At 36.1% G+C, this 15,445-nt stretch carries 13 protein-coding genes; 3 read left to right on the forward strand and 10 right to left on the reverse strand.

Annotated elements, in window-relative coordinates:
• Positions 1-45: 45 nt before the first annotated feature.
• From BG05_RS25145 to mecA, 3 genes are all read right to left on the reverse strand, one after another.
• Positions 46-1,281: a competence protein CoiA gene (locus BG05_RS25145; protein WP_002011354.1), complete on the reverse strand. Its 1,236-nt coding sequence runs from the start codon at positions 1,279-1,281 to the stop codon at positions 46-48.
• 91 nt (positions 1,282-1,372) lie between these two features.
• Entirely contained in the window at positions 1,373-2,917 is a 1,545-nt protein-coding gene (locus BG05_RS25150) for a cardiolipin synthase (protein ID WP_003187968.1), read from the reverse strand.
• 72 nt (positions 2,918-2,989) lie between these two features.
• Complete coding sequence (gene mecA / locus BG05_RS25155; RefSeq protein WP_002011351.1) at positions 2,990-3,673, reverse strand: adaptor protein MecA; 684 nt, start codon at positions 3,671-3,673, stop codon at positions 2,990-2,992.
• Positions 3,674-4,109: 436 nt separating this feature from the next.
• Here mecA and BG05_RS25160 point away from each other — a divergent pair, with 436 nt between their 5' ends.
• Positions 4,110-4,784 (forward strand): TerC family protein, encoded by a 675-nt coding sequence (locus tag BG05_RS25160; RefSeq protein ID WP_002030376.1) that lies wholly within the window; start codon positions 4,110-4,112, stop codon positions 4,782-4,784.
• Positions 4,785-4,834: 50 nt separating this feature from the next.
• On the opposite strand, the gene spx is transcribed toward BG05_RS25160, so the two are convergent.
• The gene (spx, locus tag BG05_RS25165; protein ID WP_002011348.1) at positions 4,835-5,230 is read right to left on the reverse strand and encodes a transcriptional regulator Spx; all 396 of its coding nucleotides are present in this window, start codon (positions 5,228-5,230) and stop codon (positions 4,835-4,837) included.
• 580 nt (positions 5,231-5,810) lie between these two features.
• On the opposite strand from spx, the gene BG05_RS25170 reads away from it, so the two are divergent.
• A complete protein-coding gene (locus BG05_RS25170) occupies positions 5,811-6,014 on the forward strand; it encodes a hypothetical protein (RefSeq protein WP_000559981.1) in 204 nt (67 codons plus the stop codon).
• A 30-nt stretch (positions 6,015-6,044) separates the two neighbouring features.
• Here BG05_RS25170 and BG05_RS25175 read toward each other — a convergent pair whose 3' ends face one another.
• Positions 6,045-7,691, reverse strand: coding sequence for a peptide ABC transporter substrate-binding protein (locus BG05_RS25175; RefSeq protein ID WP_002125935.1), 1,647 nt, complete (start codon positions 7,689-7,691; stop codon positions 6,045-6,047).
• 354 nt (positions 7,692-8,045) lie between these two features.
• Here BG05_RS25175 and BG05_RS25180 point away from each other — a divergent pair, with 354 nt between their 5' ends.
• On the forward strand, positions 8,046-9,491 hold the full coding sequence (locus BG05_RS25180) for an MATE family efflux transporter (protein WP_002125933.1): 1,446 nt from the start codon (positions 8,046-8,048) through the stop codon (positions 9,489-9,491).
• A gap of 190 nt (positions 9,492-9,681) precedes the next feature.
• Here BG05_RS25180 and BG05_RS25185 read toward each other — a convergent pair whose 3' ends face one another.
• The 5 genes from BG05_RS25185 to BG05_RS25205 form a co-directional block, all read right to left on the reverse strand.
• Entirely contained in the window at positions 9,682-10,617 is a 936-nt protein-coding gene (locus BG05_RS25185; protein ID WP_002086978.1) for an ABC transporter ATP-binding protein, read from the reverse strand.
• Positions 10,610-11,653: an ABC transporter ATP-binding protein gene (locus BG05_RS25190; RefSeq protein WP_002011337.1), complete on the reverse strand. Its 1,044-nt coding sequence runs from the start codon at positions 11,651-11,653 to the stop codon at positions 10,610-10,612. Before BG05_RS25190 ends, BG05_RS25185 begins: the two co-directional genes overlap by 8 nt.
• Positions 11,654-11,671: 18 nt before the next feature.
• Positions 11,672-12,688, reverse strand: a complete 1,017-nt coding sequence (gene opp3C, locus BG05_RS25195; protein ID WP_002086981.1) for an oligopeptide ABC transporter permease — start codon at positions 12,686-12,688, stop codon at positions 11,672-11,674.
• Positions 12,685-13,614 carry an oligopeptide ABC transporter permease gene (gene opp3b / locus BG05_RS25200; protein ID WP_000534165.1) on the reverse strand — a complete coding sequence of 310 codons (930 nt, stop codon included), beginning with the start codon at positions 13,612-13,614 and terminating at the stop codon, positions 12,685-12,687. Before opp3b ends, opp3C begins: the two co-directional genes overlap by 4 nt.
• 125 nt (positions 13,615-13,739) lie before the next feature.
• Positions 13,740-15,395, reverse strand: a complete 1,656-nt coding sequence (locus tag BG05_RS25205; RefSeq protein WP_002125925.1) for a peptide ABC transporter substrate-binding protein — start codon at positions 15,393-15,395, stop codon at positions 13,740-13,742.
• Between the last annotated feature and the right edge of the window lie 50 nt (positions 15,396-15,445).

A 15,445-nucleotide genomic window follows, 5' to 3' on the forward strand; every position in this document is an offset into this window, starting at 1 on the left:
AAGCCCTCCTTTAAATATCTCTACTTAAGTACAATTCTGTTTTTCTTATGTAATTCCTTCACGTTCATTCTTTATTATATCCCCTTTTTCTTCTCTCATGTTGAACTTTGTCTCAAATAGAGATAGCGCATAAGTTAGGCAAATCTCATCATATTTCCTAACTTCCTCCTCCGCCTGTAACATAACTATATTCCTCATTTTTCGGTACGTATAAGTCCCTACTTTATGCAACACGCCTACAAAACATAAAAAAGTCATATATTCAGTAACCGCTACTTTCCATATATGTTGTGAAAAGTACGGAAGTAAGCGCATTTCCGTATTTTTTTTTACATAACTACACACATATTGAAGGGAAATACAATTCCCTACCGCAAGCTCACCTATACACTTCATGTATAGAAAAGCTTGCCATGTAAATGGATTTGTTTGAAAAGCAAACGCGGATGGGAGCGGAACACCGATTTCAGAAGGAAAGCTCGCTGGGGTACATTTATATTGATATAAGAGGCGGAGTAGTGACTTATGATTATAATTCCAGATAGATAGAGCGTTTTGCCGAAAATGGTTCTTTTTTCTCTTCCATTCTTGTCCTAATACCTCTTTTTGGAAAGGAACAGAGGAAAAGAGCATGTCAACAGTAGTCGTATCAGTTGGTAAATAAATAGTATGTGAGAAAGAGACATTTGTAGAAAACGGAGTGATAAATGCGCATTTCATAAACGATTTTTGTTTCGGACAGAAGAAAATAAGAAATGGCTGAGGATAAGATTGTAAGGAGAAAGCCAGAAGTGAGGAAAATTTCATCCAATATGCAGATTGCTTTTTTAATTGATTTCCACCAATGATCCAGATGACCTGTATACCAGCTTGCCAATACGAGTATGTTCGTTTAGAAAGCTGCTCTACGGAGAGATTTGCACATTGATATTCAATCGCAATTTTTCGATCCGCTCTCTCTACGTAAATATCTGGCCGTTGCTTGATTACTGGCAGATAATGCTCTATATCGACATGAAAATCTTGATGTTTTAACCATCTATATAACAATTCTTTACCGTGCATATGATACATAGATTCTGCTTCATAAAAAGTAAGACATGAATCCACTTTCTTATGAGCAAAATGCCAGCTCTTTTGTGTTCCTAATTTCATTTGCACTTCTTTTCCGCAAGCTGTACAAAAGAATTTTTCTCGTTTACGCATTTCGCGTAAACGCTCTTCATCCCGGTTATATAATAGATGAATTTTCTCTCCGTTTTCTCTCCTTGCAATAAACATCCACCATCACACCCTTTCAACTTCTTGTATTCTACAATTTACTACAAATTCCTCTCAAAAAAAGAGATGTCCTAAATTAGGACATCTCTTTCTATAATAAAGGTGATAATAACCGATACGTCGATTCAACAATCCGCCTATGAAGACGTCTCTTATGAAATCGGTCAACATGAATTTCACTGGATTCTTCTAAATCGTCTTTAAAATCTTGAACGAGCTTTCGAATGCTACCTGTATCATATAAAAAGGCATTTACTTCAAAGTTTAAATGAAAACTTCTCATATCCATATTAGCTGTCCCAATTGATGCGAGATCAGAATCCACGATGACAACTTTACTATGAAGAAAACCTTTTTCATATTCATATATTTTTACTCCTGCATCTAATAACTCCGGAAAGTACGATCTTGATGCATAAAAGACAGTCCGCTTATCTGGCTTACTTGGCATTAACAAACGAACATCAATACCAGCAAGTGCAGCTACTTTTAATGCAGATAAAATATCATCATCTGGGATAAAGTATGGTGTTGCAATCCAAATCGATTTCCTAGCTGAAGCAATCATTGCAAAATATAAATGTTTAATTGTTTCCCATTTATTATCCGGTCCACCTCCAACAAGTTGGACTCCGCCCCAATGATCACCCTCAACTGCTTCCGCTTGTAAATATTCAGGTGCTAATACCGCCTCACCAGTCATATAAAACCAGTCTTGAAGGAAAATTAGCTGTAAACTTTGAACTGCTTCACCGCGTAAATATAAATGCGTGTCTCGCCAAAAACCGAAATATTTATCCTTCCCTAAATACTCATCACCAATATTTAATCCACCTACAAACCCTTCATTTCCATCTATAATAATGATTTTTCGGTGGTTTCGATAATTAATTTTATCGTTTAAAATTGGAAAGCGCACAGGGAAAAATGGAATCATTTCTACTCCTGCATCATTCAATTCTTCAATATACGAATTTGATAATTTAAAGCTTCCAACCGCGTCGTATAAAAAACGAACGACAACGCCTTCTTTTGATTTTTTTATTAAAATATCTTTAATTTCTGTACCGAGCTTGTCATCACGCACAATGTAATACTCCATATGAATGTGGTGTTTCGCTCGATTTAACCCATCTAAAATTGCCTGAAACGTTTCGTCTCCATTTGTTAATGTCCTCGTTTCAGTTTGAAATGAAATATTTAAAGCACCTAGTCGATCTGCTAAACGAAATAACAATTCTTGATGCTTATGATTTCGTAAAATCCGTTCTTCGTAATCTTCGTGTCCCTTATATTGTAAAAATGCCTGTTCATCGAGTAATGCCTTCTTTTGGAACATTCTTTTTCTACGAAAATTTTGTCCAAATAAAAGATAAGCAAAGAAACCGAACACCGGAAAAATACCTAGTACGATTAACCACGTAAGTGTTTTAGACGGATGGCGGTTTTCTAAGAAAATAACACATCCAATTAAAAATGCGGAAACCGTAAATAAAATACTAATAATACCTAAAATAGAAACATCCTTTATCCCAATGACATCCGAATAAAATGCTACATCAATAAACATGCGTAATGAAACAAATAATGCGAACAATAGTAGAAAAAAGAAAAGTAGTTTTAACGTGTTTTTCATCTCTTACCTCCTTACTAAGAAAGCCTTCCTATTCTTCATAAAAAAAGCCGATTTCATACTATAGAAATCGGCCTACATTTTAGGAGGGAAATTGTTGCGAATTGTCTCAAGCGCACGCTCTTTCACAACCTGTTTCCCATACTCACTTACACGGTGAATCGTTAAAGTAGATTCTTCTCCATATTCTAAAACAATACTTAAAATACGATCAATTTCTTCTTCATCATGTAGCACTTCATCGAATTCCACATATACATAATATCGGTCCTCAAATGAATGTAATTCATCTTTTATATCTTCAAAGATAAGACGATGACTTAATGAAATAACATCTTCAAAATCATTAAACTTAATTAAAAAGCCAAACGTACCATCTTCATTAAAGTTTGTTCCTACTTGTTCTTCTACCTCTTCCACTAATTCTTGCTGGAATAATGATTCGATGCCTTCATCTAGAGGAATGTCTATAATTTTGTCTACACCTATTGGTAGTTCCAGCTTTTGTCCATCCTTTGAAAGCTCCGCTTTCGTTACAAGTACTTCAATCCCTTTATCGACTGCTTGCACTTGGATCCATAACGGCCCATCGATAAAGAAATCATCATGATCACGAGCTTCGTCCATCATCTCCCAAAAGAGCTCTTCACTTCGTTCGCGATCATACCAAATTTCTTCACGATTAAACCCTCTATCCTCTATATCAATGTACGTAATAAAAAATTTCATCGTATGGTCATTAATTCTTTCAATATCCAAAATACAACGCTCCCTTCCTGCTTAGAATTGTTATGAAGGGATTCCCCACTCATATGACAAAACAATAGATTCTTGTACTCTCATTTTATGATAAGATTCTCCAGAAGGGAAATAAAATCGATTTATTTTACAAAAATAGTTATATACCTATCTGTATTCGACTTTTTACATAAAGTGAAACAATAATCAGTATTTTTTTCATCCTCCACTGATTATTAGCTCGCACCAATCGGAATAAATATACCATTATACTAATTCACTGCTCGCAAAAAATTTGGACATACATTCCCATATTCCCTCGTACACTGTAATAAAGTGAAACTTCTATTAGAGGTGATTATTTTGTCCCTGGGAGCGCGGGATCAAAACTAGACAAACTTTCTTCACCACATACATATATTTCGCTTATTAAAACATCATAAATGGAGGCAGACGAATGGACTTAGAGTTTTTAACATCTGTACTACTGATTGTCGGTATCGATGTTGTACTAGGTGGCGATAACGCAATTGTCATCGCACTAGCTAGCCGAAATTTACCTGAAGCAAAACGAAATAAAGCCATTTTGATTGGTACTATGTTAGCAATTGTGCTACGAATTCTCCTCACGATACTAGCTGTCTATTTACTTGATATCCCATTTTTACAACTCACCGGCGGAATTTTACTTACATTAATTGCGGTCAATTTACTCACTGATAATAACAACGATCTTTCTTCTATCAAAGGAAAAACGACTTTATTCCAAGCTGTGCGTACAATTGTATTCGCGGATCTCGTTATGGGGTTTGACAATGTTATTGCCATTGCAGGAGCAGCTCACGGAAGACTTTCACTCGTAATTATCGGTTTATTCATTTCTATCCCGATTATCATTTGGGGAAGCAAACTTATTTTAATACTCATGGAACGCTTTCCATTTCTCATTTATTGCGGAGCAGCAGTTCTCGCCTATACAGCAGGAAAAATGATTACACATGAAGACAGACTTGCAACGTTTTTTCATCATAATCCTAGTTTTGCCACAAGTATCCCTTATTTGTTCATTTTCACCATTTTATGCATAGGCTTTATCGTTCAACAAGTGCGATTACGTAATGTTAAACAGTAAAAAAAAACCTTCTACTCTATAATAGGTAGAAGGTTTTCATATTATTATAATTAATTTACAAGACGCTGTGCTTCACGTAATTGGAACGTTCTTACTGTACGTGGTAAGAAACGACGGATTTCATCTTCGTTGTAACCTACTTGAAGGCGTTTTTCGTCAATCATAATTGGACGACGTAAAATACCTGGATAGTCACGAATCATCTTATATAAATCTTGAAGTGGTAAAGACTCTAAGTTCACATTCAATTCTTGGAAAACTTTTGAACGAGTAGAAATAATCTCATCCGTTCCGCTTTCTGTCATACGTAAAATCTCTTTAATCTCATCAATCGTTAATGGATCTGAGAAAATATTACGTTCTGTATAAGGAATATGATTTTCCTCTAGCCATAATTTCGCCTTTCTACAAGACGTACAGCTTGGAGAACTATATAATGTTACCATACAAAGCTCACTCTCCTTAAAGAGTACAAATTCTGTACTAATTACAGTTTAAATTTCTAACTTCCGCAATTTTTCGCGATAACTTGTCTTATAGCAAAGTAAAAAATCGCAATTCATGTAAGCAACAATAATTACTTTTAATAAGTAACTTCTATAATCATTATACAATAGTTTTTGCAAGAAATATACAGTGAATTTACTGCTAGTTGAGAAAATTTCTCCGTGTACTCCACTGCTATGCAACATGATTATACTCAGTAAAACTGTCCTTTAACAACGGTCTTCAACCCTTTTGATACTTACTTTCTACAATAATCTTCACTTGATATACAATTACAGTTTCATAATCTTCCCCATTAAAAAGAGAGCGTTTTCTTACCTTTTCCCAACAAAACAATTGAGAAATGTAAGACTCTAAAGGTTAAAAACAAAAAGGAACATTTGTTCTTATTTTAACAAATCTCTTCGCTCATGTCTATATGCTTTCTAAAGTAAATCGAATATTTTTCTGACATTTCTTTCTTTTTTACCATTTATCTCATACAATAAAAATACAGACAGACAAAGGGGGAATTTGCATATGATCGCTTTTTTTACTGATTTTATCATTGTTGCTACCCTCATCATCGGAATAACAGCATTGATTGGTGTCATTACAAATAGCATCGGTGAAAAACTCTTTGGTGGGAAAGAAAAAATGAAGTTTGTTAACAAAAGTTTAGATGTACAATCTGGCTGGAACCAAGTTGGCGGAAAAGGCATTTATAAAAAACGTACGTACTAAAAAAAGCAGGTAATTACCTGCTTTTTTTTGTTATTTTCCTACTGATGCCCATTTGAAGCTTACTTCGCCACCATACTTATGGTTGTACATATCTTTAATTGTTTCTCTTTGTAAATATGCTCTACCACGTTGATATACTGGAACAATCGCAGCGTCATCAAGTAACATTTTTTCTGCTTCAAGTAAGTTTTTCCAACGAGCATTTACGTCGCTTCCATCTTTCTTCGCTTTCATAATAATCTCATCGTACTTCGGATTAGAATACTTCATTTTATTTTGTGCCCCATCAGTTACGAACATATCAAGATATGTAACTGGATCTGGGAAGTCTGCACTCCATCCAGAGAATGACATTACAAAGTCGCCCGCATCTTCTAATTTTAGTTTTTGCGCGAATGGTTGTTGTTTAATTTTCACTGTTAAACCTGGTAAATTCTTTTCTAACTCACCTTTTAAATATTCACCAGTTTTCTTCGATAATTCAACGTCTTCATTTAATAGCTCTAATTCAATTTCGTTTTTACCAAGCTCTTTTTTACCAGCTTCCCAATACTTTTTCGCTTCTTTTACATTTGGTTTTACAATATCTCCATTTTCAACACGGAAATCTTTTTTATCCGGTCCTTTAATGAAATTGTCAGGAATTAATCCCGTCGCTGGCTTAGAACCGTTATTTAATAATGTATCAACGAATGGTTTACGGTCAAAACCAAGAGAAATTGCTTTACGAATATTTTTATTTGCTAAAGCTGGGTCTTTTTGATTTAAGCGAAGGAAGAATACAGATGTATCTTCTACCGTTTTGAAATCTGGTTTTCCTTTATATTTATCGATGAACTCTGCTAATAACGTCGCTCGATCGACTGCGTTTGTTTCATATAAATTAATTGGCGTAGACGTATCTTTTACAATATTAAAGTTTACTTCCTCAAGCTTCACTTCTTTATTGTCCCAATATGATGAGCTCTTTGTCATTTTGAAGCTACGTTCATGTTGCCAATCACTTAATGTAAATGGTCCGTTATAAAGTGTTGTATTTGCTTCTAAACCAAACTTCGCCCCTTGCTCTTTCACATACTTTTCATTAACAGGATAGAAGATCGGATAGACCATTAAATCAACAAGATATGGAATAGAATTATCTAATTCTACTTCTAGTGTATGATCATCAATCGCTTTTACACCTAATTGGTCTGGACTCATCTCTTTTTTATTAATTTTCTCAGCATTTTTTATATCGTACATAATGTACGCCGATTTCGCAGCTGTATCTGGATTAATTGCTCTTTGCCATGCATACACGAAATCTTTCGCCGTTACAGGTTCACCATTTGACCATTTTGCATCTTCACGTAATTTAAATGTATACTTTTTACCGTCTTCTGACTTTTGGAATTCCTTCGCTACACCTGGAACTAATTTATCGTCTTTCCCAAGGCGGTATAGGCCTTCCATCGTATTGTTCATTACTTTTGAAGAAACTGCATCAGCTGATAACGCTGGGTCCATCGTTGGAATTTCTTGTGTTTCAATTAAGTTAATAACTTGCTTCGCACCGCTTTTCCCGCTATCCCCTTTTGCGTTCGCTTGCGGTTCATCTTTTTGGTAGCCACATGCCCCTAAAATCATGCTCATTGCTACTGTTGATGCTACAAAAACTGGTATCTTTTTTTTCATACTTCCACCCTCCAAAAAAAATGTTAGCCCTTTCATTTTCAAACAGAAAGAAATATATATATGTTCTAATAATTCGTATTATACACACAAATATATTCTTTGTATATTTATATTTCTATTTTATTAAAATTTTCTGTTAACACCACGTGCATTTGTAAACGTTTCACACTGCGTTTTTATTGAACTAAAGTGTTAAAAATGACCATTTTTATACTTTTCTAAATTATCAGAGAAAAATAAATTTTATATTCTATAATATCTTGTGCATAATTATTCCTCCTTTTTTGTCATAAAATGAAGGTTTATTCATATTGAAAATATGTAGGCTAAAATAAGTGCAAAGGATATGAAAGTGTGTTACGATACACTTTGCTAAAAATAGATATCGGTAAAGAGGGGACGGACATGACAGCAATTCGCTCAAAAAACGGGCCAACAGAGAAATTAAGTTTATTCTTATTAACATGGCCTATTTTTCTAGAAGTTTTTCTTTTTATGCTGATGGGGATCGCTGATACTTTCATGTTAAGTGCATTATCAGACGATGCTGTATCTGGGGTTGGTGCAGCGAATCAATACCTTCATATCGCGATTTTAGTACTAGAAGTCATAGGAAATGGTGCAGCTATCGTTGTATCCCAATACCTCGGTTCTAAACGCTTTATGGAAGCATCAAAAATATCAGCATTAGCCGTCACATTAAATTTAGTGGTCGGACTCATTATAAGCGCTGGTTTTCTTTTATTTTCAAAACATATGATGATGGCAATGAATTTACAAGGCGATGTACTAACGTATGCACAAAGCTATCTATCCATCGTCGGAGGAGCTATTTTCCTTCAAGCTATTATTAACTCATTAGCCGCAATTATCCGCGTTCACGGCTTTACAAAGCAAGCGATGTTTGTTTCGCTTGGAATGAATATTATTCATATCGCCGGAAACTACGTACTTATTTTCGGGAAATTCGGTTTCCCTGAACTTGGTGTGCAAGGAGCCGCGATTTCTTCCGCTGTCAGCCGGTTAATCGCACTTATCGTTTTCTTCTGGTTACTGTACCGCGTTATGGAATACCGTGTGAAATTACAATATTACTTCACTTTATCAAAAGAATACGTTGGCAAAATTTTAAAGATCGGCATTCCATCTGCATTCGAACAAGTCATGTATCAAGCTTGTCAAATTGTCTTCTTATATTACGCAACATACTTAGGTACGGAATCGTTAGCTGCAAGACAATACGCTACTAACATTTCCATGTTCACTTATTTATTCGCCATTGCTATCGGTATGGGAACAGCTATTATCGTTGGACGCCTAGTTGGCGGAAATGAAAAGGATGAAGCTTACACACGCGTATGGAAAAGTGTACAATGGGCGATTGGTGTAACTTTATTTATGGTCATGCTCGTTGTTACATTCCGCACACAATTAATGGGACTATTTACGGATAATCCTCATATTATCGCTCTAGGGGCAAGCGTTCTTTTACTAAGTGTACTACTTGAAACAGGACGGACGATGAACATCGTCATCATTAATTCACTTCGTGCAGCTGGCGATGCAAAATACCCTGTTTTAATCGGCGCATTCTCCATGGTGTTAATGAGCTTACCACTCGGTTACTTTTTCGCCTTCCATTTAGACATGGGGCTCGTTGGTATTTGGCTAGCGATCGCTATCGATGAATGGACGCGGGCGATTATTATGTTCTTCCGATGGAGAAGTAGATCGTGGGAAAGTTATGCACTTGTTAAACCTGATGAGCAAGATAAGAGCGTTTCTGTTCAAGCGCAATAAAATAAAAGTGTTTCTAAATGAAGAAAAGGCGGCTGATTTCAGTCGCCTTTTTCTTCATTCTTGGAAACTCTTAATTTGCTGTCTTTAAACCGAAAAAGAACTTGGATAAAATCTCTTTATACTAAATTAAGTTTAATTAGTATAAAAAAATAGAGCCATCCTTCTTTAATAGAAGAATGGCTCTACTTTATTATTGATAGATTTCTTTATATTTCTTATACTCTGCTTCAGAACATAATACAAAATGTCCTGGGCGAATTTCACGCATTGTTGGTGCTTCCTCACCATATTGATGTTGAGATGGATCGTATACGATACGTTTACGATTGCGCTCATAATCTGGATCTGGAAGCGGAATTGCAGATAGTAGTGATTTTGTATATGGATGCATTGGATTCGCATATAACTCTTCACTTGTTGTCAACTCAACGATTTGACCACGGTACATTACACCAATGCGATCACTAATGTATTTTACCATTGATAAATCATGGGCGATGAATAAGTATGTTAAACCTTTTTCTCTTTGTAACTGTTTCAGTAAGTTTACAACTTGCGCCTGAATCGATACGTCAAGTGCTGAGATTGGTTCATCAGCAATGATAAATTCAGGTTCTACAGCTAGCGCACGAGCGATACCGATACGTTGACGTTGTCCGCCTGAGAATTCATGCGGGAAACGGTTTGCGTGCTCTTTATTTAAACCAACTGTATTTAATAATTCATGAACACGGTCCATACGCTCTTTTTTGCCTTTTGCTAGTCCGTGAATATCAATACCTTCTGCAATAATATCCCCTACTGTCATACGAGGATTTAATGATGCATATGGATCTTGGAAAATCATTTGCATTTTACGGTTGAACTTCTTCAGCTCGGCACGTGATTTTTTACCATGTACATTTTCACCATCGAACAACACTTCACCAGCAGTTGCATCATATAAACGAATAATCGTTCTTCCAGTTGTCGATTTACCACAACCTGATTCTCCTACAAGACCAAATGTTTCTCCGCGGTAAATATCAAATGAAATATCATTAACCGCTTTGACAACACCACCACTCACGTCGAAGTGCTGCTTTACATTTTTTACTTCAATTAATTTCTCACGTTGTTTAGTCATGTTGTTCACCTGCTTTCATTTGAAGAATGCGTTTTTCAACGACTGCCGGTGGTTTTACTTCTGGAGCTTGCTCGTGAAGTAACCAAGTTGCCGCATAGTGTGTATCACTTACTTTAAATAAAGGTGGGTCCATTTCAAAATCAATTTTCAATGCCTGCGGGTTACGTGGTGCAAAAGCATCACCCTTTGGCGGTTTTAATAAGTCTGGAGGCGTTCCTGGAATCGCATATAGCTCGTCCTCTGCACCATCTAAGCTTGGCATAGATGCGATTAAGCCCCATGTGTATGGATGTTTTGGATTGTAGAAAATTTCATCAACAGTTCCAATTTCAACAACTTTACCAGCGTACATAACCGCAACTCGGTCTGCAACGTTTGCCACTACACCTAAGTCATGCGTAATGAAAATGATTGCTGCTTCTGTTTTTTGCTGAATGTCCTTCATAAGTTCTAAAATTTGCGCCTGAATTGTAACGTCTAGCGCTGTTGTCGGCTCATCGGCAATTAATAATTTCGGGTTACAAGCTAACGCCATCGCAATAACTACACGCTGTCTCATACCACCTGAGAATTGGTGAGGATATTGTTTTAAGCGCGCTTCTGGATTCGGAATACCTACAAGGTCGATTAATTCTAACGCAACTTTACGTGCATCTGCTTTACTCATCCCTTGGTGTTTAATAAGGCCTTCCATAATTTGATTTCCAATTGTCATCGTTGGGTTTAATGATGTCATTGGATCTTGGAAAATCATCGCAATATCTTTACCGCGTACTTGTTGCATTTCTTTTTCTGTTAGTTTCGTTAAGTCACGACCTTCAAATACGATTTCACCGTTTTTAATACGCCCTGGAGGATTCGGAATTAATCCCATTAACGCTTTAGAAGTAACTGATTTACCAGAACCAGATTCTCCTACAATCGCTAATGTTTCTCCTTTTTTCAAATCAAAAGTAACACCGCGTACAGCTTGTACTTCACCTGCATGTGTATCAAAGGAGACTTGCAAATCTTTTACCTCTAGCAATGTTTTCATTTTTACTTCTCCCCTCTTTTACTTACGCATTTTTGGATCTAACGCGTCGCGTAATCCGTCTGCAATTAAGTTGAATGCTAAGATTAACATACTGATGACAACCGCTGGGATGAACATCATATGTGGATACGTTTGAATTGATTTATAACCATCATTTACAAGAGAACCAAGTGATGCGAATGGTGGCTGAATACCTAGTCCGATGAAGCTTAAGAATGCTTCACCAAATACCGCTGTTGGAATTGTAAACATTGTCATTACGATAATTGGTCCCATTACGTTCGGAATTAAGTGCTTCACAATTAACTGTGTATTCGTTGCCCCTAATGTACGAGATGCTAATACATATTCTTGGTTTTTTAATTTTAGGATCTGTCCACGAACGATACGCGACATCCCTATCCAACCTGTAATTGCCATCGCAAGTGTAATTGACCAAATACCTGATCCCATAATGATTACCATTAAAATAACGATGATTAAGTATGGAATACCGTTAATGATCTCCATAATACGTTGCATAATATTATCTACTCTGCCGCCATAGAAGGCTGAAATACCTCCATATGCAACCCCAATTACTAAGTCAATCGCTGCTGCTAAAAGAGCGATATATAATGATACTCGTGTACCTTCCCATGTTCTTGTCCATAAATCACGGCCAAGATCATCTGTACCAAACCAGAAGTACTCTTTAATATCACGTTTTTCATATTGGTCAACACCATATTGATCTGTACCGTCAAATGGTAGCCAATGAACATTTTCAATCACTGGAATTTTCGGTGGCATTTTCGCACGACCTAAATCCTGCTCTTTATAAGAATGCTTACTTACCATCGGTCCTAAAATTGCTAGTAGTACAATAAGCATTAATAATACGAAACCAAACATTGCACCTTTATGTTGGAACAAACGTCTTCTTACATCTTGCCAAAACGTTAAGCTTGGACGGGCAATGACTTCATTATCAACATTACTCTGATTGGCTGGTTGAAATAAATCTGGAGATAATTTTTGTACATCTTTCATCATTTTTTCCCTCCCGCTAAACGAATACGAGGATCAATAATTCCGTATAAAATATCGACAATGAAAATAACTAAGATGAAGATCGCACTATAGAAAATTGTAGTTCCCATAATAACTGTATAGTCATTCACTGTAATCGATTTAACGAATTGTTCCCCAAGTCCAGGTACAGCGTAAATTTGCTCAATAACTAGTGTCCCTGTAATTAATCCTGCAACCATTGGTCCTAAAATTGTTACAACTGGAATTAATGCGTTACGCAGTGCGTGCTTGATAATGATAACGCCTTGGCTAATTCCTTTCGCTTTCGCTGTTAAAATGTAGTCTGCTTGCATAACCTCAATTAACTCTGCACGAGCGAAACGTGCGATTGTTGCGATAACTGCCATCGATAAGGCAATTGTAGGCATTACTGTAAACTCCGGTCCTTTCCAGAATGCTACTGGGAACCAACCAAGTTTTACCCCTACGAAATATTGTAGTAATGCGGCGAATACGAATGAGGGTACCGACATCCCGAGTACGGAAATAATTGTCGCCCCATAATCGACCCACGTATTGTTACGAAGCGCCGCAACGATTCCTAAAATTAAACCGATAAATGTTCCTAATATAATCGCTTGTAAACCAAGTTGTGCTGATGGTCCAATACGATCCACAATCATATCTGTTACTGGGCGGTTATCATATTGGAATGATACCCCTAAATCACCTTTTGCTAAGTTACCTAAGTAACGTGCATATTGAACTGGTACTGGATCATTTAATCCATATTTTTCAAGAATGATTTCTTTTTGTGCCGGTGATAGCTTCTCCTGGTTTTTAAGCGGAGAACCCGGTAGTAATTTCATCAAAAAGAAAGTCAGTGTAGTAATTAAAAATAATGTCAAAGCCATGTACACGAAACGTTTTAATACATAACGTCCCATAGTCAAGCACCTCCCCGTTTTTCTCAAAAGCAATAAGATAGTTTAAAATATTCTTACTTTTATTTTTTAAAATAAGAGCATATGCCCATCATAGGCATATACCCTTGTAAACGATGGAAAAAAGATTATTTTTGTTCAACAGATGCCCATTTGTAAGTTAATCTACCACCATAGTTAATTGGGATAATATCTTTTACGGCACCTTTTACCACATATGCTGAACCTTTTTGGAAGATCGGAGTAATAACTGCATCCTCTTTAATTAATATTTTCTCTACTTCTAAAAGGTTGTTCCAGCGAGCTTGTAAATCTTTTGTATCTGTTTTTGCTTTTAGAATTAGCTCATCATATTTCGGATTAGAATATCCTGTTTTATTTTGTGAACCATTCGTAACAAACATATCTAAATATGAGACTGGATCTGGGAAGTCTGGACCCCAAATACCAAACGCCATATCATATTCTTGAGAGTCTTCTAACTTATTTTTTTGTGCGAATGGCTGCTGTTTAATTTTGATCGTTAAACCAGGTAAGTTCTTTTCCATCTCACCTTTTAAGAATTCGCCAATTTTTTTCGCATCTTCATTATCGAAGCTTAAGAATTCTAGTTCAATTTTATCAGTGCCAAGCTCTTTCTTTGCTGTTTCCCAAAGTTTTTTCGCTTCTTTTGAATCCGTTTCAACTAGATTTCCATTTTCAGCACGGAAGTCTTTTTTATTCGGACCTTCAGCGAAATCTTTTCCAACAAATCCGTAAGCACCGATTGCGCCGTTGTTTAAAATAACTTTTGCAATGTTATCACGGTCAAAGGACATTGAAATTGCTTTTCTTAAGTTTTTATTACTCAAATACTTATTATTTTGATTAAATCTTAAGTAGGCAACTCCAGCTTCTTTTCGTGTTTGGAACTCTGGAGTTTGTCTAAATTTATCAACAAATTCCGATGTTAGAGCCGCACGATCAATCGAATTTGTCTCATATAAATTTACATCAGTCGATGTATTTTTCACAATATTGAAATTTATCTCTTCGATTTTAACCGTCTTGTTATCCCAATATGATGGGTTCTTCTTAAATTGGAAGCTTTGTTCATGTTTCCAATCACTCATAACGAATGGCCCGTTATATAATGTTGTATTTGCCTCTAAACCAAATTTATCACCTTGTGATTTCACAAAGTTCTCATTTAGTGGGTAGAACACCGGATAAACCGTTAAATCAATAAAGTAAGGAACGGGATTGTCTAATTCCACTTCTAATGTATAATCATCAATCGCCTTTACACCTAATTGGTCAGCAGGTAATTCTTTTTTATGAATTTTTTCTGCATTTTTAATATCGAACATAATGTATGAATACGTCGCTTTTGTATCTGGATTTACTGCTCTTTTCCATGAATACACAAAGTCTTTCGCTGTTACAGGTTCCCCATTCGACCATTTCGCATCTTTTCTTAACTTAAATATGTATTTCTTCCCATCATCTAGCTTTTGGACATCTTCAGCAATCCCAGGCATTCTCTTTTGATCTTTGCCAGTACGATATAAACCTTCCATCGTATTATTTAATGCTGTTGAAGATGCAGAATCTGATGCTAACGATGCATCCATTGATGGAATTTCAGATAACTCTGTTAAATTAAGAATCTGTTTTCCGTTACTACTACTAGTAGTGTTTTCTTTTCCTTTTGCTTTAGCGTCCTCTTTCTGGTAGCTACACGCGCCAAGCAACATACTTGCCGTTAAAGTTGATGCAAGTAATAACGGTATCTTTTTCTTCATGTTGTGTTGCCTCCCCTAATTGCACTTACTGTACCCTCACTTGTAGAAAA

Source organism: Bacillus mycoides, from assembly GCF_000832605.1.
In the GTDB taxonomy this organism is placed as follows: domain Bacteria; phylum Bacillota; class Bacilli; order Bacillales; family Bacillaceae_G; genus Bacillus_A; species Bacillus_A mycoides.

Excerpts from the sequence above, each read along its gene's own strand:
- opp3b (WP_000534165.1), bottom strand. The coding sequence starts at position 13,614 with ATGGGACGTTATGTATTAAAACGTTTCGTGTACATGGCTTTGACATTA.
- spx (WP_002011348.1), bottom strand. The coding sequence starts at position 5,230 with ATGGTAACATTATATAGTTCTCCAAGCTGTACGTCTTGTAGAAAGGCG.
- BG05_RS25145 (WP_002011354.1), bottom strand. The coding sequence starts at position 1,281 with ATGTTTATTGCAAGGAGAGAAAACGGAGAGAAAATTCATCTATTATAT.
- BG05_RS25185 (WP_002086978.1), bottom strand. The coding sequence starts at position 10,617 with ATGACTAAACAACGTGAGAAATTAATTGAAGTAAAAAATGTAAAGCAG.
- BG05_RS25150 (WP_003187968.1), bottom strand. The coding sequence starts at position 2,917 with ATGAAAAACACGTTAAAACTACTTTTCTTTTTTCTACTATTGTTCGCA.
- BG05_RS25170 (WP_000559981.1), top strand. The coding sequence starts at position 5,811 with ATGATCGCTTTTTTTACTGATTTTATCATTGTTGCTACCCTCATCATC.
- BG05_RS25160 (WP_002030376.1), top strand. The coding sequence starts at position 4,110 with ATGGACTTAGAGTTTTTAACATCTGTACTACTGATTGTCGGTATCGAT.
- opp3C (WP_002086981.1), bottom strand. The coding sequence starts at position 12,688 with ATGATGAAAGATGTACAAAAATTATCTCCAGATTTATTTCAACCAGCC.
- BG05_RS25205 (WP_002125925.1), bottom strand. The coding sequence starts at position 15,395 with ATGAAGAAAAAGATACCGTTATTACTTGCATCAACTTTAACGGCAAGT.
- BG05_RS25175 (WP_002125935.1), bottom strand. The coding sequence starts at position 7,691 with ATGAAAAAAAAGATACCAGTTTTTGTAGCATCAACAGTAGCAATGAGC.
- BG05_RS25190 (WP_002011337.1), bottom strand. The coding sequence starts at position 11,653 with ATGAAAACATTGCTAGAGGTAAAAGATTTGCAAGTCTCCTTTGATACA.